21 protein-coding genes are annotated in these 19,886 nt (G+C 76.6%); 10 read left to right on the top strand and 11 right to left on the bottom strand.

The annotated features are described in order from the left end of the window. Positions 1-222 precede the first annotated feature (222 nt). Positions 223-1,284, bottom strand: a complete 1,062-nt coding sequence (locus tag ACI79G_RS24060) for an Ldh family oxidoreductase (RefSeq protein ID WP_456883558.1) — start codon at positions 1,282-1,284, stop codon at positions 223-225. Positions 1,285-1,354: 70 nt separating this feature from the next. On the opposite strand from ACI79G_RS24060, the gene ACI79G_RS24055 reads away from it, so the two are divergent. From ACI79G_RS24055 to ACI79G_RS24040, 4 genes are read left to right on the top strand one after another with little or no spacing between them, the layout of a single operon-like run. Beyond that, on the top strand, positions 1,355-1,666 hold the full coding sequence (locus ACI79G_RS24055; RefSeq protein WP_456883557.1) for a putative quinol monooxygenase: 312 nt from the start codon (positions 1,355-1,357) through the stop codon (positions 1,664-1,666). Next, positions 1,663-2,121, top strand: coding sequence for a cupin domain-containing protein (locus ACI79G_RS24050; RefSeq protein ID WP_456883556.1), 459 nt, complete (start codon positions 1,663-1,665; stop codon positions 2,119-2,121). Before ACI79G_RS24055 ends, ACI79G_RS24050 begins: the two co-directional genes overlap by 4 nt. Next, a complete protein-coding gene (locus tag ACI79G_RS24045; protein ID WP_456883555.1) occupies positions 2,118-3,530 on the top strand; it encodes an NAD-dependent succinate-semialdehyde dehydrogenase in 1,413 nt (470 codons plus the stop codon). The genes ACI79G_RS24050 and ACI79G_RS24045 overlap by 4 nt, the downstream gene beginning before the upstream one ends. A gap of 5 nt (positions 3,531-3,535) precedes the next feature. After that, a complete protein-coding gene (locus ACI79G_RS24040) occupies positions 3,536-4,615 on the top strand; it encodes an isocitrate/isopropylmalate dehydrogenase family protein (protein WP_456883554.1) in 1,080 nt (359 codons plus the stop codon). Between the two features lie 2 nt (positions 4,616-4,617). Here the strand turns inward: ACI79G_RS24040 and ACI79G_RS24035 are convergent, their stop codons facing one another. Next, positions 4,618-5,796 (bottom strand): MFS transporter, encoded by a 1,179-nt coding sequence (locus tag ACI79G_RS24035; protein WP_456883553.1) that lies wholly within the window; start codon positions 5,794-5,796, stop codon positions 4,618-4,620. Then, on the bottom strand, positions 5,793-6,482 hold the full coding sequence (locus ACI79G_RS24030; protein WP_456883552.1) for a GntR family transcriptional regulator: 690 nt from the start codon (positions 6,480-6,482) through the stop codon (positions 5,793-5,795). The genes ACI79G_RS24035 and ACI79G_RS24030 overlap by 4 nt, the downstream gene beginning before the upstream one ends. Positions 6,483-6,563: 81 nt before the next feature. Here ACI79G_RS24030 and rraA point away from each other — a divergent pair, with 81 nt between their 5' ends. Continuing rightward, entirely contained in the window at positions 6,564-7,055 is a 492-nt protein-coding gene (rraA, locus tag ACI79G_RS24025; protein WP_456883551.1) for a ribonuclease E activity regulator RraA, read from the top strand. 3 nt (positions 7,056-7,058) lie between these two features. On the opposite strand, the gene ACI79G_RS24020 is transcribed toward rraA, so the two are convergent. Then, positions 7,059-7,286 carry a hypothetical protein gene (locus ACI79G_RS24020; RefSeq protein WP_456883550.1) on the bottom strand — a complete coding sequence of 76 codons (228 nt, stop codon included), beginning with the start codon at positions 7,284-7,286 and terminating at the stop codon, positions 7,059-7,061. Positions 7,287-7,304: 18 nt separating this feature from the next. On the opposite strand from ACI79G_RS24020, the gene ACI79G_RS24015 reads away from it, so the two are divergent. Continuing rightward, positions 7,305-7,469: a hypothetical protein gene (locus ACI79G_RS24015; protein ID WP_456883549.1), complete on the top strand. Its 165-nt coding sequence runs from the start codon at positions 7,305-7,307 to the stop codon at positions 7,467-7,469. Between the two features lie 4 nt (positions 7,470-7,473). Here ACI79G_RS24015 and ACI79G_RS24010 read toward each other — a convergent pair whose 3' ends face one another. Then, positions 7,474-7,887, bottom strand: coding sequence for a dihydrofolate reductase family protein (locus tag ACI79G_RS24010; RefSeq protein ID WP_456883548.1), 414 nt, complete (start codon positions 7,885-7,887; stop codon positions 7,474-7,476). 147 nt (positions 7,888-8,034) lie between these two features. Between ACI79G_RS24010 and ACI79G_RS24005 the strand changes: the two genes are divergently transcribed. Then, entirely contained in the window at positions 8,035-8,349 is a 315-nt protein-coding gene (locus ACI79G_RS24005; RefSeq protein WP_456883547.1) for a hypothetical protein, read from the top strand. A gap of 62 nt (positions 8,350-8,411) precedes the next feature. Here ACI79G_RS24005 and cydC read toward each other — a convergent pair whose 3' ends face one another. The 3 genes from cydC to ACI79G_RS23990 are packed head-to-tail and all read right to left on the bottom strand — an operon-like array spanning position 8,412 to position 14,375. After that, entirely contained in the window at positions 8,412-11,777 is a 3,366-nt protein-coding gene (gene cydC / locus ACI79G_RS24000) for a thiol reductant ABC exporter subunit CydC (RefSeq protein WP_456883546.1), read from the bottom strand. Continuing rightward, positions 11,774-12,790 (bottom strand): cytochrome d ubiquinol oxidase subunit II, encoded by a 1,017-nt coding sequence (gene cydB / locus ACI79G_RS23995; protein WP_456883545.1) that lies wholly within the window; start codon positions 12,788-12,790, stop codon positions 11,774-11,776. Before cydB ends, cydC begins: the two co-directional genes overlap by 4 nt. Before the next feature lie 34 nt (positions 12,791-12,824). Continuing rightward, positions 12,825-14,375: a cytochrome ubiquinol oxidase subunit I gene (locus ACI79G_RS23990; protein WP_456883544.1), complete on the bottom strand. Its 1,551-nt coding sequence runs from the start codon at positions 14,373-14,375 to the stop codon at positions 12,825-12,827. A 114-nt stretch (positions 14,376-14,489) separates the two neighbouring features. On the opposite strand from ACI79G_RS23990, the gene ACI79G_RS23985 reads away from it, so the two are divergent. From ACI79G_RS23985 to ACI79G_RS23975, 3 genes are all read left to right on the top strand, one after another. Then, positions 14,490-14,855: a BlaI/MecI/CopY family transcriptional regulator gene (locus tag ACI79G_RS23985; RefSeq protein WP_456883542.1), complete on the top strand. Its 366-nt coding sequence runs from the start codon at positions 14,490-14,492 to the stop codon at positions 14,853-14,855. Positions 14,856-14,857: 2 nt separating this feature from the next. After that, the gene (locus ACI79G_RS23980; protein ID WP_456883541.1) at positions 14,858-15,790 is read left to right on the top strand and encodes a M56 family metallopeptidase; all 933 of its coding nucleotides are present in this window, start codon (positions 14,858-14,860) and stop codon (positions 15,788-15,790) included. Between the two features lie 179 nt (positions 15,791-15,969). Beyond that, positions 15,970-17,076, top strand: coding sequence for an epoxide hydrolase family protein (locus ACI79G_RS23975; protein WP_456883540.1), 1,107 nt, complete (start codon positions 15,970-15,972; stop codon positions 17,074-17,076). Between the two features lie 21 nt (positions 17,077-17,097). Here the strand turns inward: ACI79G_RS23975 and ACI79G_RS23970 are convergent, their stop codons facing one another. Genes ACI79G_RS23970 through ACI79G_RS23960 form a run of 3 tightly spaced genes read right to left on the bottom strand, consistent with a single transcriptional unit; the run spans position 17,098 to position 19,860 of the window. Continuing rightward, positions 17,098-19,326: a heavy metal translocating P-type ATPase gene (locus tag ACI79G_RS23970; protein WP_456883539.1), complete on the bottom strand. Its 2,229-nt coding sequence runs from the start codon at positions 19,324-19,326 to the stop codon at positions 17,098-17,100. A gap of 13 nt (positions 19,327-19,339) precedes the next feature. Beyond that, entirely contained in the window at positions 19,340-19,642 is a 303-nt protein-coding gene (locus tag ACI79G_RS23965; RefSeq protein WP_456883538.1) for a hypothetical protein, read from the bottom strand. 11 nt (positions 19,643-19,653) lie between these two features. Continuing rightward, complete coding sequence (locus tag ACI79G_RS23960) at positions 19,654-19,860, bottom strand: heavy-metal-associated domain-containing protein (RefSeq protein ID WP_456883537.1); 207 nt, start codon at positions 19,858-19,860, stop codon at positions 19,654-19,656. Positions 19,861-19,886: the final 26 nt, after the last annotated feature.

Here is a 19,886-nt window from a genome sequence, read left to right as displayed (position 1 = left end):
CGCCCCCCGCACCCCCCCCCCCCCCCCCCCCCCCCCCCCCCCCCCCGCCCCGCCCCCCCCCCCCCCCGCCCCCCGCCCCCCCCCCCCCCCCCCCCCCCCCCGCGACGAGGGACAGTTCCGACAGCGGCGTCCCGGGCGCCAGCTCGCCGAGCTCGATCTCCTCCCGGAGCCGCCGGTGGACCTGGTCGGCCTTGCTGGCCTCCTCGGGCTGCGGGTCGCTCGTCACGCCCGCACCTCGCCGGGGAACGGCACGCCGACCTCGGCCGCCAGCCGCTGCAGCTCCGCGAGCGCGTCCCGGGCGAGGACGACGCCTCCGGCGGCCAGGTTGGCGGCCTCGGCGCGGTCCTCGACCTCGCCCGGGCAGAGGACGGCGTCCGAGCCCTGCGCGAGCGGCGTGGAGCGCACCTCGTCGACCAGCTGCCGCACCCGGGTGTCGAAGCCGGCGGGGTCGCCGAAGGCGGCGGGGTCCAGGGCCAGGAACAGGTGGCCGCAGCCACTGCGGGCCTCCGGCTCGTAGGGCCCGTGCACGCCGGTGCCGACCGCGCTGCCGGTGAGCGCGCCGGAGAGCACGTCCATCATGAAGGCGATCGCGTATCCCTTGTGTCCGGCCATCGGCAGGACCACGCCGAGCACCCCCTCCGCCGGATCGGTCGTCGGCGCGCCGTCCGCGGTGAGCGCCCAGGACTCCGGGATCGACTCGCCGCGGCTCTGCGCCAGGTAGATCTTGCCCCGGGCGACCGCGGTGTTCGCGATGTCGAGGGCGACGACCGTGCCGTCGGGCCCCGGCGCGGCGATCGACCACGGGTTGGTGCCGACGCGCTTCTCCCGCCCGCCCCACGGTGCCATCGCCGGGCTGGCGTTCGTGGTGAGGACGGCGACGAGGCCGTCGCGTGCGGCCCGCCGGGTGAACCACATGGCCGTGCCGAAGTGGTTGGAGTTGCGCACGCCGACGACGCCGACGCCGTGCTGACGGGCCCGGTCGGTCGCCAGGGCGCGAGCGCGGTCGGTGAGCACCTGGCCGATCCCGTCCCGCCCGTCGAGGAGCACCAGCGGACCGGTGTCGGTCAGCACCGCCGGCTCGGTGACCGCACGCATGGCGCCGGAGCGCAGCCGCGCCGCGTACCAGGGCAGCCGGAGCAGGCCGTGCGAGGAGTGGCCCCACAGGTCGGCCTGCACGAGGGAGTCGGCGACCAGCGCCGCGTCGTCGACCGGCACGCCGAGCGCCGTCAATATCCCCCCGCCGAGGATCCTCAGCGACTCCGGCCCGAACCGTTCCTCCGTCACCACTTGCCTCCTCGACGCGTTGTGTGCTGATCTGTATACAGATTCGCATACAAGGCCTGGGAGGTCGAGGGTGTTCAGCTTGGTGGTCCAGATGCAGGTGCGGCCGGGCCGGCGCGAGGAGTTCCTCGCCGGCATGGCCGCCAACGCGGAGGCGTCGGTCCGCGACGAGCCGGGCTGCCTGCGGTTCGACGTCTGCTCGGTGCAGGACGACGAGGACCGCTTCGTGCTCTACGAGCTCTACGCCGACGCGGACGCCTTCGCCGCGCACAAGGCCTCCCCGCACTTCGCCGCCTGGCGGGCGATCGCCGAGGAGGTCCTCGTCGACCAGGTCAACACGCCAGGCCATCTGCTGGTCACCCACACCACCGAGGAGTCCGCATGAGCACCCAGCCGGTCCCGCCGTCGATGGTCCTGCGCCCGGAGGAGATCGAGCGCTTCGACCGGGGCAACGGCGTCGTCACCATCCCGTTCGTCGGCAAGTGGAACTGCGAGGGCAACCGGGTCACCACCGGGATGACCGTCTTCTCGCCCGGCACCGGCATCCCGCTGCACTCGCACAACGTCGAGGAGTCCGTGCTGGTCTACGAGGGCGAGGCCACCGCGGTCGTCGGCGAGGACGAGTTCGACCTGGTCGCGGGGCAGGCCACCTGGGTCCCGGCCGGCGTCCCGCACTGCTTCCGCAACCGCGGTGAGGACTCGATGACCATCTACTGGGTCTACGGCGGCCGCGACGTCACCCGCACCATCACCGCCACCGGCGAGACGTTCGAGCACCTGTCCGACAGCGACCGTGGCGCTGGACCCGCGCGCCCGGGCGATGGCGCGACGCCGGCATGAGCGCCGTCGTCACCGTCGACCCCGCGACGGGGGAGCCCCTGGCCGAGTACCCGGCCCTCTCCGACGCCGACGTGGACGCCGCGCTGGACCGGGCGGCGCAGGTCCAGGTGGGCTGGGCCGCCTGCTCCTCCGAGGACCGCGCCGCCGTGCTGCGGCGGGCGGCGGCCGTCCTGCGCGCCGAGGCCGACGACCTCGCCCTGCTCGTCACACGGGAGATGGGCAAGCCGCTGGCCGAGGCCCGCGCCGAGGTCGAGAAGTGCGCCACGGCCTGCGACTACTACGCCGAGCACGCCGCGGCGTTCCTCGCCGACGAGCCGGTCGACACCGCCGCGGACCGCAGCTGGATCGGCTACGAGCCGATCGGCGTGGTCCTGGCGGTCATGCCGTGGAACTTCCCGCTCTGGCAGGTCGTCCGCTTCGCCGCGCCGGCGCTCATGGCGGGCAACGCCGCGCTGCTCAAGCACTCGCCCAACACCACCGGCTGCGCGCTCGCGGTGCAACGGGTGTTCGCCGCCGCGGGAGCGCCGGACGGGCTGTTCGCCGCGCTGGTCGTCGCCGAGCCGGACGTGCCGGCGGTGACGGCGCGGCTGATCGGCGACCCGCGCATCGGCGCGGTCACCATCACCGGCAGCGAGCGGGCCGGCCGCGCGGTGGGTGCTGCGGCGGGCGACGCGATCAAGAAGTCGGTCCTGGAGCTCGGCGGCTCGGACCCCTTCGTCGTCCTGGCCGACGCCGACCTGCAGCGGGTCGCCGCCCTGGCCGCGCGGGGTCGGCTCCTCAACGCCGGGCAGAGCTGCATCTCGCCGAAGCGGCTGGTCGTCGACTCCTCGGTCGCCGAGGAGTTCACCCGGCTGCTGGCCGCCGAGGTGGAGGCGCTGACCGTCGGGGACCCCACGGCGCCGGGCACCGACGTCGGCCCCATGGCCCGGGCCGACCTGCTCGAGGGGGTGCACCGGCAGGTCGAGGCCTCCGTCGCGGCCGGCGCCCGGCTGCTCACCGGCGGACGCCGCCTCGAGGGTCCGGGCACCTTCTACGCGCCCACGGTCCTGGCCGACGTCCGGCCCGGGATGCCGGCCCACGACGAGGAGGTCTTCGGCCCGGTCGCCGCGGTCATCGCGGTGGACGGCGACGACGAGGCCGTGCGCGTCGCGAACGACACCAGGTTCGGGCTCGGTGCCAGCGTCTGGACGGGCGACCCGCAGCGCGGGATCGCCGTCGCCCGCCGGATCCGGTCCGGCGCCGCCTTCGTCAACGCGGTCGTCGCCTCCGACGTCCGCATGCCCTTCGGTGGCACCCGCGCCAGCGGCTACGGCCGTGAGCTGGCCGCCGCCGGCATCCGCGAGTTCGTCAACGTCCGCACGTGGTGGGTGCTCGACGCGCCCGCCGCCACGGCCCCCGCATCGGAGTGAGTGCCATGAGGAAGACCCCCCACCGCCTCGGCGTCCTGCTCGGCGACGGCATCGGCCCGGAGATCGTGCCGGCGTCCGTGCGCGTCGTCGACGCGGCGCTGGCCGCCGCCGGAGCCGCGCCGGTCGAGTGGCAGGAGCTGCCGCTCGGTGCCGCGGCCATCGAGACGCACGGCAGTGCCATCCCCGACGTCACCCTGGAGGCGCTGACCGGACTCGACGGCTGGCTGCTCGGCCCGCACGACAGCGCCGCCTACCCGGAGCCGTTCCGCTCGCAGCTGAACCCGAGCGGCACGCTGCGCACGCACTTCGACCTGTACGCGAACACCCGCCCGGCCCGCGCCTTCGAGGGCGGCCGGGCGATCGCCCCGGACACCGACCTGGTGATCGTGCGGGAGAACACCGAGGGTTTCTACGCCGACCGCAACACCCACGCGGGCACCGGGGAGTACATGCCCACCCCGGACGTCGCGATCGCGATGGGCGTCTTCACCCGGCCGCGCATCGAGCGCATCGCCCGGGCCGCGTTCGAGCTGGCCCGGCACCGGCGCAACAGGCTCACGATCGTGCACAAGGCCAACGTGCTGCAGCTGAGCTCGGGCCTGTTCAAGCGCGTCTGCCTCGAGGTGGCGGAGCAGTACCCCGACGTCGCCGTGGACGACTTCCACATCGACGCGATGACGGTGCACCTGCTGCGCCGGGCCGCCGACTTCGACGTCGTCGTCGCCGAGAACATGTTCGGCGACATCCTCTCCGACCTGACCGGCGAGCTGGCCGGCTCCCTGGGCATCGCGCCGTCCCTCAACGCCTCGGACGGCCGCGCCATGGCCCAGGCCGCCCACGGGTCGGCCCCGGACATCGCCGGGAAGGGGCTGGCCAACCCGATCGCGATGGTGCTCTCGGCGGGGATGCTGCTCGACTGGCTCGGCACGCGGCACGGCGACGCACGTCTCTGCGACGCCGCGGTCCGGGTCGACGACGGCGTCCGGGCGGCGGTGCGCGACGGCGTCAGCACCCGCGACCTGGGCGGCTCGGCCTCGACGGGGGAGTTCACCGACGCCGTGGTGGCGCGCATCGCCGGGGCCTGAGGTCAGGGGCCGCCGTCGACGTGCAGCCGGCGGGCGGCGGCCCCGGCCAGGGCCAGCGCCCCGGCCGTCGCCCACAGCACCCCGGCCGAGCCGACGCCGGCGGCCAGCAGCCCGACGGTGCTGGGGATGAGCACCTGGCCCAGCCGGTTGCCGGTCAGCCGCAGCGACATCGCCCGGCCGCGCAGCCCGGCCGGGGCCATCTCGGCCAGCCAGGACATGGTCAACGGCTGCCCCACGCCGAGCCCGAGCCCGAGCAGGACGACGAGCACCGCCGTCCCGGCGACCGGCATCGGCACCGCGACCGCCGCCATCGTCCCCGCGGCCAGCGCGACGCTGGACAGCATCAACCGCCGTCGCCCGGTCAGCCGCACCAGCCGGCCGAGGAAGAACCGCGAGGTCATCGAGGCGGCGGCGCGCAGCGTCAGCAGCAGGCCGACGGTGCCGGCGGCCAGCCCGCGGTCGGCGCCGAGCGCGGGCAGGTAGACCAGCGTGATGTCGACGGCGGCGAGCACGACGCAGCTGACGGTCAGCGCGCGCAGCAGGCCGGGCAGGCGCAGCAGCGTGCCCATGCCGCCGGTCTCGGCGGCGTCGCCGGAGCGCTCGCGGACCGGGAACCGCAGGACGACGGTGCACGCCAGCAGCAGGACGGCGATCCCCGCAGCGACGAGGAAGATCGGGCGGGTGTCGGGCAGGGCCCCCTCGCCGCCGGCCACGGTGATCAGGGCGGGGCCGAGCGCCTGCCCCAGCGAGGCGGCGAAGGTGTAGTGCCCGAACGCCGTGTCGAAGCGCCCCGGCCCGGCGGTGTTGGCCACGGCCGCCTGCTGCCCCACGACCGAGAGCAGGTGACCGGTGCCGAGCACCACGCTGCCGGCCACCAGCCCGGCCGCCCCGCCGCGCCCGCTGGCGAGGACGACCGCCGAGAGCAGCAGCAGGACCGCCCCGGCCAGCATCACCCGCCGCTCGCCGAACCGGTCGGTGGCCTGTCCCGAGGGGACGGCGAGCACCAGCGGGACGACGGCGAACGAGGCGGTCAGCGCGCCGAGCCAGGCGGTCGGCACGTCCAGCTCGATCGCCCGGTAGGCGGTCGTCGGGCGCAGCACGAAGGTGACCACCTGGGTGAGCGCCGAGTGCGCGAGCAGCAGCCCGAGCATCCGCCGTCCCCCGGGGAGTCGCGCGCTCACGCCGGCGACCGATCGGCGGCGGGGCTCCCGGCGGCCAGGCTCCCGGCGGCCCGGGCGGCCAGGCTGGTCTCCACGTGCCGGCGCATGAGGTCGCTGGCCGCCGCGGCGTCGCGGTCGGAGACCGCCTCGACCAGCAGCCGGTGCTCCTCGGCCCGCCGGGCGGCCTCCTCCTCGCTGCGCCCGGCCCGCAGCGCGTGCCGCCGGTAGCGGTCGGTCTTGTCCCACAGGCCGTCGAGGGTCTCGACGAGGAGCGCGTTGTGCGAGGCGCGGTACAGCGCCGCGTGGAACCGCCGGTGACTCGCCAGCTGGGCCGGCGACGGGTCCGGAGCCAGCGACTCCAGCCGGGCCAGGCTGTCGGCCATCTCGGCGAGGTCGGCGGCGGTGCGGCGCTGGGCGGCCAGGCCGGCGGCGAGCGGGTCGAGGTCCTGCCGCAGTTCGACGAGGTCGCGCGCCTCGGCGGCGTCGAGCGGGGCCACCCGGGCGTCGCGGTGCGCGCCCAGCTCGACCAGACCCTGCTGGGCCAGCCGCCGCAGGGCCTCGCGCAGCGGGGTGGTGCTGACGCCGATCCGCCGGGCGAGGGTCGCCTGGTTGAGCACCGAGCCCGGCTCCAGCTCGCCGCCGAGGACCATCTCCCGCACCCGTGCGTAGGCCAGCTCGCTCTTGGTGGCTACGCCGGTTCCGTGCACCGTCACAACCTCCATACCACACTGAGCTGCGCATCTCCGCCTGAGATGCGATTCGACGTCCCCAGGTTATAACCTCCGTCCATGACCGACGCGCCGGGCCACGCCACGACGGACCTCTCCGACGACCACCCCGAGGCGCAGGTCTGCGACCCCGTGTTCCAGGCCTTCGGCGGCCGGCCGGCGTTCAGCGGGGCGGTCACCACGCTCAAGGTCTTCGAGGACAACGCCCTGGTCCGCGCGGCCGTCGAGCAGCCGGGGGAGGGGCGGGTGCTCGTCGTCGACGGCGGCGGTTCGCTGCGCTGCGCGCTCTTCGGCGGCAACCTCGCCGTCCTCGCGGCGCAGAACGGCTGGGCCGGCGTGGTGGTCAACGGCGCGGTGCGTGACGCCGACGAGCTCGACGCCCAGCCGATCGGGGTGCGCGCGCTGGCCACCCACCCGCGGCGCAGCGTGAAGGGGCTGCACTCGGGTCAGGCCGGGCTGCCGGTCGTCTTCGCCGGCGTGGTGTTCCGCGAGGGGGAGTGGCTGGCGGCGGACCGGGACGGCATCGTCGTCCTGCCGGCGCCGCCGGCCTGAGCGTCAGCGGCGGCGCAGCACCCGGGCCAGCCGGTGCCCGCGCCCGGAGACCAGCTCCGCGGTCGTGACCCGCTCGGGGACGTCGACCGGCGCGGCGTGCCGCTCCCGCAGCCGGGGGCGGACCTCCCCGGGGGTGTGCGCCCGGCGCTGCCGCTCGCCGCGGGCCAGCACCGCCCCGGTCGCCGCGACGCCGGCGAGACCGGCCAGGCCCAGCAGCGTCGACACCCGCACGGTCCTGACGGTAGCGCCGTGCCCGAGCTGAGCCTGGACGAGGCGGTCGACCGCGCCCGCACCGGCGACGTGGGGGTCCTCCGCGGCGGCTCGGTGGCCGACCGGGCGATCCGGACGCCCACCGACGCCCGGTCGACCACGTCGCGACGGCCGTCGATCCCGGTCGCCATCCCGGGGCCCTGACCGCTCAGCGCACCCGGTAGGTCGACTGCACCATCCCGCCGGGGAAGGTCCGGGTGCGCACGAGTTCGAGCAGCACGTCGCCCGGCAGCGGCCCGAACGGCGTGTGCCCCTCGCCGATGAGCGCGGTGCAGGGTGGTGCGGGATCGGGCTCCAGCGTGGTGCTGAGGACGTGCACCGGCTTGCCCTGGTAGGGCCACTCGGCCAGCGGGGCGACCACCTCGTAGGTGCCGCGGCCCATGACCAGGGCGTCGATCCCGGCCAGGAACCCGGCGAACCCGAAGTCGCCGCCCTCGCCGTCGTCCGGGGCGCCGCCGGCCTCCTCGCCGCCGGTCAGCCAGGCGAGGTCGCCGTCGGGACGGGCGATGAACCCGTCGACGCCCATGCCGAGGAACACCGCACCGGTGGAGGACGCGTCCATGCCCGGAGGGTGCCCGACGGCACCGACGGGACGGTTCGTCCGACCCTGCGGTATCTCCGGGAAGCGTCGTACCTCTGAGCTACACCAGGCATGCGTCACCTCCCCCCGGTGTTGGACAGAGCACGGGGAACCGCCCAGGAGGGCACCATGTCCGAGGCCATCGTCAGAGGAACCCACCCCACCCACTGGGGCCGGCCGGACATCGCCGGCGACCTGTTCGCGGTCGCCGTCACCCCCGGCGCCGCCCCGCCCCGCGAGCTCCGCATCCGGCCCGAGCTGTACGAGCGCATGCTCACCCAGCTGACGCCCGACGAGCGCGCCGCTGTGGTCGGCCGCCGCCTGCTGGGACCGTCCCCGGGCGTGCCGGTCGTGGTCGACCCCGCGCTGCCGGCCTTCCCGGGGTTCGAGGTCGTCCGCGCCCGGCCGGAGGCCCCCGGCCGGGCGCACGCCGCGGCCGCCTGAAAGGACCCCCTGCTCCCCACCGCTCGCAGGCTCGCGGCGGTGCGCTGCAGGGGGCCGCCCCGTCACCTCACCAGCGCGGCCCGCGTCGCGCCGATCCGCGCGACGGTGTCGCCGGGCCGCTCGACGGCGTCGTCGTGGGTCACGCAGACCACGACCCGGCCGGCGAGCGCCGCCCGCAGGTCGCGCAGCAGTGCCGCGGCGGTGGGCGGGTCGAGGTGCGCGGTCGGCTCGTCGAGCAGCATGACGTCCCGGTCGGCCAGCAGCGCCCGCGCCGCGGCCAGCCGGCGCCGCTCGCCGCCGGACAGCGCGGTGCCGCCCGCGCCGACCGGGGCGTCCAGGCCCGCGGGCAGCGCGGCCAGCAGCCCGCCGAGCCCGGTGGCGTCGAGTGCCGCGCGCATCCGGGCCTCGCCGTCCGGCCCGGCCAGTCCGCCCCGCGGCGCGGCGAGGGCCAGGTTCGCGCGGATGCTCGAGGCGAACACGTGCGCGTCCTGGGGCAGCCACGCGATGCGGGAGCGGACGCCGTCCCCGGTCAGCCGCGCGGTGTCGACGCCGCCCAGCGCGTAGGTGCCCGCCCGGGGCCGCAGGGCCGCGAGCAGCACGGCGAGGAACGTCGACTTGCCCGCGCCCGAGGGCCCGCGCACGACCAGCCAGCCGCCGTCGGCGTCGGCCCGGGTGGTCAGGCCGCGGAGCACGTCCGGGCCGCCGGGCCAGCCGGCGACCAGGCCGTCGGCCGCGAGCGTGCGCACCGGCGCCGGGACGGGGAGCGGGTCGGCGGGGTCGGCCGGCACCGGCGCGGTGAGGACGGCGCCGAGCCGGTCGCGGGCGTCGGCGAGCGTGCCGCGCCGCTGCAGCGCGGTGACCAGCCCGGCCAGCGGCTCGGCCAGGGCCAGCGGCGCGAGCGCGACCGCCGCGATCGCCGGGCCGGTCACCCCGGCCGTGGCACCGGCCGCCGCCGCGGCGACCGCGGCCAGCCCGGTGCCCAGGACGACGACCCCGGTGCCCAGCGCGCCGGCGCGGGTGCGGGCGCGGTCGGCTCCGGCGCGGTCGGCGGCGAGCGCGGCGAGGTCGGCCGCCGTCCGCGAGGCCAGGCCGTGCGCCCGCAGGTCGGCCGCGCCCTCGAGCGCGGTGGTGGTGTCGTGCAGCGCGGCCACCCGCAGCGCCGCCTCGGTGCGCGCGGCGCCGGCGTCCACCCGCCGGTGCGCGAGCAGCACCAGCGCGACGGTGGCCAGCAGGACCGCCGCCGCGGAGCCGGCCGCGGCGGGGGAGACCAGCGCCAGCGCGCCGACGGTCGCGGTGCTCACGGCGCCGGCCACCAGGGCGGGCGGGACGACGCGCACCGAGAGGTCCTGCACCAGGCCCACGTCGCCGACCACGCGGGCCAGCGCGGAGCCCGGCGTGCGGTCGGCCGCGACGCCCTGGGCGGCCAGCGCCCGCCAGACCCGCACGCGCAGGTCCGCGGCCAGCCGCAGTGCGGCGTCGTGCGCGGTCATCCGCTCCACCCAGCGCAGCCCGGCGCGGCCCAGCCCGAAGGCCCGGACACCGACGATCGCCACCAGCAGGGTGAGCACCGGCGGCATCTCGGCGGCCCGCACGACGAGCCAGCCCGAGACGGCGGTGAGCGCCACGCCCGCGCCGGCCGAGGCGGTGCCGGCGGCGACCGCGCGCACCAGCGCCCGCCGCGGCCAGCGCAGCCCGGGGCCGGTGCCCGTCGCGCCCGTCGGTCCCGGTGCGGCGGCGGATGCGACGGTCCCGTGGTCACCCGGGGTCGAGGTCCACGACGTCGCCGCACCCGCCACGGGACGAGCAGCCGCGGCCGGGGACGAGAGGTCGACGGTGCGGTCGGCGAGGGCCGCCAGGCCTGCGTCGTGGGTGACCAGCAGGACGCTCACCGTGCCGCGCAGCCCGGCCAGCACGGCGGCCACCCGGGCGGCGGCCGCGTCGTCCAGGTGCGCGGTCGGCTCGTCGAGCAGCAGCAGCCGGGCGCCCCGGCGGACCCGCACCAGCGCGCGGGCCAGCGCCACCCGCTGCAGCTCGCCGGGCGAGAGGGTGGTGCAGTCGCGGCCGGCCAGGTCGGCGGCACCGGCCCGGGCCAGCGCCTCGATGACGTGGGCCTCGCCCACCAGCTCGTCCACGCCCGGTTCCGAGCCCGTGTGCCGGCGCAGTTCGTCGGCGACGGTCGCCCCGGTGGTGCGCGGGTGCTGCGGCACGTACGCGACGCCGCCGACCGGGACGCCGGACACCGTGCCGTGCACCTCCGCGGCCGGGTCGGTCAGCCCGGCGAGGACGGCGAGCAGCGTCGACTTGCCCGAGCCGCTGGCGCCGCGCACGGCGACGATCTCGCCCGGCCGGACGGCGAGGTCCACCGGGGGCAGCGCCGGGACCGTGCGGCCGGGGAAGCGGACGGTCAGCCCGGTGACGGCCACGTCGGCGCCGCGCGGGTCGCCGTCGTCCGCCGCCGGGGCTGGGGCGGCGACCGGGGTGGCGAGCACGGCGCGGGCCTCGGCGGCCGCGAGCGCGGCGTCCTCGCCGGCGTGGTGGGCGGCACCGAGGGCGCGCAGCGGCGCGAAGGCCTCGGGCGCCAGCAGGAGCGCGGTCAGGCCGACGGCCAGGTCGAGGTCGCCGTGCACCAGCCGCAGGCCGACGGTCACCGCGACCAGCGCCACCGACAGCGTGGCGAGCAGCTCGAGCACCAGGGCGGAGAGGAAGGCCAGCCGCAGGACCGACAGGGTGCGCCGGCGCGAGGCCTCGCCGAGCTCGGCGAGCGCCGCGGCCTGCTCGGCGGCGCGGCCCAGGCCCACCAGCACCGGCAGCCCGCGGACCAGCTCGGCGACGTGCGCGGCGATGCGGTCCAGCGCCCGGGCGGCGGCGGTGGTGCCGTCGCGGGTGGTCAGCCCGACCAGCACCATGAACACCGGCACCAGCGGCAGGGTGACCGCTACCAGGCCGGCGGAGAGCAGGTCGGTCCGGGCGAGCACGACGAGCAGCACCGGCGGCACGACCAGCGCCTGCGCCAGCGCGGGCAGGCGGGTGGCCAGCGCCGGCCCGAGCTCGGCCAGCCGGGTGGTGGCCAGCAGCGCCGCCGGACCGGGCCCCCCGGCCGCGGCGACCGCGGCCGGGGAGGCGGCGAGCCGGGCGGTCAGGGCGGTCCGCAGCTGCTCCTCGGCGCGCCGGGCGTCCCGCGCGGCCGTCAGCTCACCGGCCCAGCCGGCCAGCGCGCGCAGCAGGACGCCCGCGGCGGCGAGGAGCAGCGGGCCGCTCAGTGCACCGTCGTCCTGACCGGCCGCCCGGGCCACCGCGTGCGCGAGCCCGGCCGCCAGCAGCACCAGCCCGGCCACCTGGCCGAGTGCGGCGAGGGCGGCACGGACCAGCGCCCCGCTCATGCCCGGCACGCCGGCCAGCGGACCGAGCGGGCCCCGGTCCGACCTCATGCGTGCGCCCCGGCGGGCTCGCCGTGCTGCGGCTCGGCGGTCAGCCGCTCGCGGAACACCCAGTAGGTCCAGGCCTGGTAGCCGAGCACCACGGGCAGCCCGATGCCGGCGGCCCAGGTCATGACGGTGAGCGTGTAGTCGCTGACCGAGGCGTCGGCGATCGTGACGTCGAAGGCCGGGTCGATCGTCGAGGGGACGACGACCGGGTACGCGGCACCGAACAGCGTCGCGGCGGCCGCGACCAGCATCGCGCCCCACGCGGCGAAGGCCTGGCCCTCGCGGCCGACCCGCAGCCGGGCCCAGGCGACCAGGACGGCGAGCGCGGCGACCAGCCACAGCCCTCCGGTGACCGGCGTGCCGTACCGCAGGTGCACCAGGCCGGCCCAGGCCAGCAGCGGCAGTGCGGCCACCGGCGACCACCGCAGCGCGAAGCGCCGGGCCGCCGCCCGCAGGGGGCCGTCGGTCTTCAGCGACAGGAACACCGCGCCGTGCACCACCGAGAAGGCCAGGACGGCGACCGCGCCCAGCAGCGCCGACCAGCCCAGGCCGGAGAACGCCCCGCCGACCCGGTCGCCCTCGGCGTCGATCGGCAGGCCGAGGGTGGTGGCCCCGAGCGCGGCGCCGATGCCGGCCGCGGCGACGAGCGAGCCCGCGGTGATCACCCGCGTCCAGGTGGTGTCCCACGCGTCGGTGTGGTGGGAGTGCCGCCACTCGAAGGCGACCGCCCGGACGATCAGGCCGAACAGCACCAGCACGAAGGGCAGGTACAGCGCCGGCAGCCAGGTGGCGTACCAGCCCGGGAAGGCGGCGAACACCGCGCCGACGGCGGTGATCAGCCAGACCTCGTTGCCGTCCCAGAGGGGGCCGATGGTGCGCAGCATCAGGTGCCGCTCGGCCGGGCGCCGGCCGAGCACCGGCAGCAGCGCGGCGACGCCGAAGTCGAAGCCCTCGAGCAGCAGGAAGCCGGTCCACAGCAGCGCGACGGCGGCGAACCACAGGGTCTGCAGGTCCACGGGGAAGCTCCTGGGTGGGTGGGCGGACGAGGACTCAGTAGGCGAAGGACAGGACGTCGTCGTCGGCGTCACGGCGGGACCCCGGCGTCCCCTCCGCCGGCGTGCCGGGGGTGGGGGCGGGGTGGTGGGGGCTGCGTTCAGTCACGCCGCGGCGCACGAAGCGGGTGATCAGCCACAGCTCGACGACGGCCAGCGCGCCGTAGACGAGGGTCAGCAGCGACAGCGACGTCCAGACCTCGGCGGCGCTGATGCCGGGGGAGACGGCCTGGGCGGTGAAGAAGTACGTCTGCTCACCGACCGGGACGTCGGGGTTGGGGTGGACGACGAAGGGCTGGCGCCCCATCTCGGTGAAGACCCACCCGGTCGCGTTGGCCACGAACGGCGCGGCGACGGCGAGCAGCGAGCCGTACACGCCGATCCGCGAGGTCGGCACCCGGCCCTTCCGGGTGGCCCACAGCGCGTAGGCGGCGACCCCGGCCGAGACCGCGCCCATGCCGATCATGAGCCGGAAGCTCCAGTAGGTGACGCCGAGCAGCGGCGTGTAGTCGATCTCCTCGCCGGCCAGCGCGCCGAACCGCGACGGGTCGTCGGGGTAGGTCGCGCCGTAGACGGCGGCGTACTCCTCCTGCAGCTCGTTGACGCCGGGGACGGCGGTCGAGAAGTCGCCGTGCGCCAGGTAGGAGAGCAGGTACGGGACGGTGATCGAGTGGACGTCGTCGCACTCGTTCGAGCCGAGCTTGCCCCAGGCGAACACCGAGAAGGACGCCGGCGCCTCGGTCTCGCAGAGCGCCTCGGCCGAGCTCATCTTGAGCGGCTGCTGCTCGTACATGAGCTTGCCCTGCCAGTCGCCGGTGAGGGCGACGAGGGCGAAGGCGGCCAGCGACACGAAGCCGCCCATCCGCACGGAGCGGCGCCACACGGCGTGGTCGACGTCCTCCGAGGACAGCCCGGCCAGCTTGCGCCGGCGCAGGTGCCACAGGCCGATGCCGACCAGCAGGGCGCCGGCGACCATGAGCGCGGCGACGATCGCGTGGCTGAAGGCGGCCAGCGCGGTGTTGTTGGTCAGGACGGCGAGGAAGTCCACCTGCACCGGCCGGCCGGTGGCGTCGTCGACCTCCACGCCGACCGGGTGCTGCATCCAGGAGTTGGCCGCGATGATGAAGTACGCGCTGACGATCGAGCCGACCACCGCGGCCCACAGCGCGGCCAGGTGCAGCTTCTTCGGGATGCGGCCCCAGCCGAAGATCCACAGGCCGAGGAACGTCGACTCCAGGAAGAAGGCCAGCAGCGCCTCGAGGGCCAGCAGCGAGCCGAAGACGTCGCCGACGAAGCGCGAGTACTCGCTCCAGGCGAGGCCGAACTGGAACTCCTGCACGAGGCCGGTGGCCACGCCGAGCACGAAGTTGATCAAGTAGATGCGGCCCCAGAAGCGGGTCATCCGCAGCCACTCGGGCTTGTCGGTGCGCACCCAGAGGGTGTGCATGACGGCGACCAGGATCCCCAGGCCGATGGTCAGGGGGACCATCAGGAAGTGGTAGACGGTCGTGATGCCGAACTGCCAGCGCGCCACGTCCAGGACGTCCACCGCGGGCCCCTCTCCGGTCGTCGTACGATCGACACGTTCTTTCTACGCCTCGTAGAAGAGCAACTTCTACAAGACGTAGAAAATGCCGGTGTGATCCCGGGGACAGGAGGAGCCGTGGCATCGCTGGGAGATCTCGAGCGGGCGGTCATGGACCGGCTCTGGTCGGCCGAGGGGCCGCTGGCGGCGGCCGAGCTGCGCGACGGCCTGGCCGACCGCGGCCTGGCGCTGACCACGGTGCACACCGTGCTGTCGCGGCTGGAGCAGAAGGGCTTCGTCGTCCACGACGACGCCCGGCCGCGGCGCTTCCGCGCCCGCGGCACCCGTGAGGACCACGCCGCCGAGCTCATGCACGAGGTGCTCGGCCAGGCCGGGGACCGGCAGGCGGTGCTGGCCCGCTTCGTCGGCGGTGTCGACCCCGACGAGGCCCGGCTGCTGCGCGAGCTCCTGGCCGCCGCCGGTCCGGACGACACGCCCCGCTGACCTTGCTGCCCGCGACCGCGGCCGCCCTCGCCGTGCTGGCCGCGCTGCTGGCGTGGCCGGTGCCGGCGCTGCTGGCCCGCGCCCTCTGGCCGCGGCGCGACCCGCTGGTGGCCCTGGTCTGCTGGCAGGCGATCGGGCTGGCCGGCGGCCTGTCGATCATCGGCGCGCTGCTGGTGCACGGCCTCGCGCCGTGGGGCCACTCGCTGCCCGGGGCGGCGTGGGCCGTGGCCACCGGGCACCCCGCCGAGGCGCCGGTCCGCGGGGACCACTGGGTCACGCTGACCCTGGCCGGCGTGCTCGCCACCGAGCTGCTCGGCGTCCTGCTGCTCTCCTGGGTCCGGACGGCGCGCACCCGCCGCCGGCACCGCGAGCTGCTGGAGCTCGTCGTCCAGCCGGCCTCGCTGCCCGACGCGCGGTTGCTCGAGCACCCCGCCCCGGTCGCCTTCTGCATCCCCGGCGCGCGACCGCTGCTGGTGCTCTCCTCCGGCATGGTGGCCGAGCTCGACGACGCCCAGCTGGCCGCCGTCGTCGCCCACGAGCGGGCACACCTGCGCGAGCACCACCACCTGTACCTCCTGCCGTTCGTGGCGTGGGAGGCCGCCCTGCCGGTGCTGCCCGCGGCCGGCCGCGCGCACGCCGCGGTGCGCACGCTGGTGGAGATGCGTGCCGACGACGTCGCGCTCGGCTCGCTGCCCGGGCGAGCGCCCCGGCGGACGCTGGCGCAGGCGATCGTCGTCGCGGCGGGCGGGGCCGGGGGAGCGGGGGTGCCGTCCGGAGCGCTCGCGGTCACCGGCAGCGCGGTCGGGGCGCGGGTGGTGCGGCTGCTCGAGCCGCCGTCCCCGCTGCCGGCGTGGGCTCGGGTGCTCGCGCTGCTCTCGGCCGGGCTGCTGCTGCTCGTCCCGACCGCGCTGCTGCTCCTGCCGGCCGTCCTCTAGGCCGGTGCGGGCGCCGTCCGAGGCCTCGCCCTGAGCTCCGACGGCGCCCTACGGTGTTGATCATGGGGTCGGTGCGGCCCCGGACGGCGGGTCGGCGCGTGTCGCCTGCGACAACTCCATGATCAGCTCCGCCGGCGTGCAGGTCGCCGGGCCTGCGGCGGTGCAGCAGGCTGGCGGGCGTGTCCGAGACCGACGTGACCCCGTTCCGCGTGGACGTGCCGCAGGCGGAGGTCGACGACCTCGCCGAGCGCCTGCGCCGCACCCGCTGGCCGGTCGCGCAGGACCTCACCGGTGACCGCGGCATCCCGGTCGAGCGGGTGCGCGCGCTGGCCGAGCGGTGGGCGTCGGGGTGGGACTGGCGGGCGCAGGAGGCGGCGCTCAACGCCTGGCCCCAGGTCACGACGACGGTCGACGGCACCCGCGTGCACGCGCTGCACGTGCCGTCGCCGGAGCCGGGCGCCGTCCCGCTGGTCCTGCTGCACGGCTGGCCCGGCTCGGTGGTCGAGTTCCTCCGCGTGCTGGGGCCGCTCAGCGACCCCGGGGCGCACGGCGGCGACCCGGCCGACGCGGTCCACCTCGTCGTCCCCTCGCTGCCCGGGTACGGCTTCTCCGGACCGACGCCGGACGGTGGGTGGACGCCGGCGCGGATGGCCCGCGCGGTCGCCGAACTCGTCGCCCGGCTCGGGTACGACCGCTACGTCGTCCACGGCGGCGACTGGGGCGCGCACGTCGGGCGCGACCTCGCCGCCGCCGACGCGGCGCACGTCGCCGGGCTGCACGTGACGATGACGCCCGGGCTGGCCGCGGACGGCGACCCGGCCGCCGAGGCGAAGGTGGCGCACTACACCCGCGCGCTGTCCGGCTACGCCAAGCTGCAGAACACCCGGCCGCTGGCGCTGGCGCCCGCGCTGACCGACTCGCCGGCCGGGCTGCTCGCCTGGATCGCCGAGCGGTTCGCCGAGTGGACCGACCCGGCGAGCGAGATCGACGTCGACCAGCTGCTGACCAACGTCGCCGTGTACTGGTTCACCCGCACCGGGCCCTCGTCGGCGCAGCTCTACTGGGAGCGCGCGCACACGCCGCCGCCGGGGTGGTCGCGGGAGGTGCCGACCGGCGTGGCGGTGCTCCCGCACGACCTCTTCCGACCCCCGCGGGCGGCGGTGGAACAGGTGGTCGACCTGGTCTCGTGGAGCGAGTTCGACCGCGGTGGCCACTTCGCGGCGATGGAGGTGCCCGACCTGCTGGTCGAGGAGCTCCGCCGGTTCGTGCGCGCGGTCGCCCGCTGACCTGCCCGGTTCAGGCGGGGGTCACAGCGGCCGGAAACCCCGCAGCCGCAGGCTGTTGGTCACCACGAAGACCGAGCTGAACGCCATCGCCGCGCCCGCGATCATCGGGTTCAGCAGCCCGGCCATGGCCAGCGGGACAGCCGCGACGTTGTAGGCGAACGCCCAGAACAGGTTGCCCTTGATGACCGCCAGGGTGCGCCGGGCCAGCCGGATGGCGTCGGCCGCCGCGCGCAGGTCGCCGCGCACCAGCGTGAGGTCGGAGGCCTGGATCGCCACGTCGGTGCCGGTGCCCATGGCCAGCCCCAGGTCGGCCTGCGCCAGGGCCGCGGCGTCGTTCACCCCGTCACCGACCATCGCCACGACCCGGCCCTCGCCCTGCAGCCGCTCCACGACGTCGACCTTCTCCTGCGGCAGCACCTCGGCGACCACGTCGTCGATGCCCACCTCGGCGGCGACCGCGCGGGCCACCGTCGCGTTGTCACCGGTCAGCAGCACCGGGTGCAGCCCCAGCTCGCGCAGCCGGCGGACCGCCTCGGCCGAGGTCGGCTTCACCGCGTCGGCGACGGCGAGCACCCCGCGGGCGACGCCGCCCCAGGCCACGAGCACGGCGGTCCGGCCGGCCGCCTCCGCGGCGGCCTGCGCGCGGGTGAGCTCCGCCGGGACGTCGACGCCGGTCAGCAGGCCGGCCCGCCCGACGAGCACCGCCGTCCCGTCGACGACCCCGCGCGCACCGAGCCCGGCCTCGTTGGCGAAGCCGGTGACCGGTCGCAGCGGACCGGTGCGCTCGGCGGCCGCCTCCGCGACCGCCCGGGCGACCGGGTGCTCGGAGCCGGACTCGACCGCGCCGGCCAGTGCCAGCACCCGGTCGGCGTCCTGCCCGGTCGCGGGGACGACGTCGAGCAGGGTCATCCGGCCGGTGGTGACCGTGCCGGTCTTGTCCAGCACCACGGTGTCGACCGCCCGGGTGGACTCCAGCACCTCCGGCCCCTTGACGAGGATCCCGAGCTGCGCGCCGCGGCCGGTGCCGACCATGAGCGCGGTCGGCGTGGCCAGCCCCAGCGCGCACGGGCAGGCGATGATCAGCACCGCGACCGCGGCGGTGAAGGCGGCGGGCAGGCCGGCCGAGGCGCCGATCCAGAAGCCCAGCGTCGCGGCGGTCAGCGCCAGCACGACCGGCACGAAGACGCCGGAGACCCGGTCGGCCAGCCGCTGCACCGCGGCCTTGCCGTTCTGCGCCTCCTCGACCAGCCGCGCCATCTGCGCCAGCTGCGTCTCCGACCCCACGCGCGTGGCCCGCACGACCAGGCGGCCGCCGGCGTTGACGGTGGCGCCGACGACGGCATCCCCGGGGCCGACCTCGACCGGCACCGACTCGCCGGTGAGCATCGAGGCGTCGACGGCCGAGGCGCCCTCGGTCACCACGCCGTCCGCGGCGACCTTCTCGCCCGGGCGGACGACGAAGCGGTCGCCCACGGCCAGCCGGTCGACGGGGATGCGTGTCTCGGTGCCGCCGCGCAGCACCGAGACCTCCTTCGCGCCGAGCTCCAGCAGCGCCCGCAGCGCCGCCCCGGCCCGCCGCTTGGAGCGGGCCTCGACGTACCGCCCGGCCAGCAGGAACGTCGTCACCCCGGCCGCCGCCTCGAGGTAGACGTTGGCGCTGCCGTCGGTGCGGCCGATGGTCAGCTCGAACGGGTGCGTCATCCCCGGCTCGCCTGCGGTGCCGAGGAACAGCGCGTACAGCGACCAGAGGAACGCCGCCCCGGTGCCCAGGGAGACCAGCGTGTCCATGGTCGCCGTGCCGTGCCGCAGGTTGGTCCACGCGGCGCGGTGGAACGGCAGCCCGCCCCACACGACGACCGGCGCGGCCAGCGTCAGCGAGAGCCACTGCCAGGAGGTGAACTGCAGCGCCGGGACCATCGCCATCGCGACCACCGGCACGGTGAGCAGGGTGGACACCAGCAGCCGCTGCCGGAGCAGCCGGGTGGGGGCGTCGGCGGCGGGCTCGGCGTCGGCCGCGGGGGGGTCGGGCAGCGCCGCGGTGTACCCGGTCTTCTCGACCGTGGCGATCAGGTCGTCGGTCGTGACGTCGCCGCCGAAGGAGACCCGCGCCTTCTCGGTGGCGTAGTTGACCGTCGCCGTGACGCCGTCCATCCGGTTCAGCTTCTTCTCGACCCGGGCGGCGCACGACGCGCAGGTCATGCCGCCGATCAGCAGCTCGACCTCGCCGGTCCGCACGTCGGGGGTGCTCATGTGCTGCGTCTCCTCAGCCGCCGTGCCCGTGACCGGCCGGCTCGTCGGCCGTCGTCCCGGTGACCTGCACCGTGGAGGCGGCGGTGTGCACGGCGTCGCCGTGCCGGGAGTCGAGGAACAGCCGGTGGGTGCCGGCGGACGGCGCGGTCGCGGCGAAGGCGACGTGCGGGCCGGGGGCCCGGGCGGCGTGCGCGTCCTCGACGGGGTGCACGTGCTGGTAGCCGGAGAGGTCGGCGCGGACGGCGACCAGGAGCCCGTCCTCGCCGTGGTCGTGCGTGTACTCGGCGACGGCGGCGGGCCTGACCGGGGTCCGCACGAGGAACTCCCTCAGCTCGCGACCGAGTAGCCGGCCTCCTCGACGGCGGCGCGCACGGCGTCGGCGTCGACGGGCTCGGTGCTGGTGACGGTCAGCCCGCCGGTGGCCAGGTCGACCTCGACGGCGGTGACCCCGGGGACGGCGCTGACCTCCTCGGTCACCGCGTTCACGCAGTGGCCGCAGGTCATGCCGGTGACGGTGTAGCTGGTGGTGCTCACGCTGGAACTCCTGCAGGGGTGGGGGT

It is taken from the genome of Geodermatophilus sp. SYSU D00779 (genome assembly GCF_054050595.1).
This window is presented reverse-complemented; position numbering and strand designations above follow the sequence as displayed.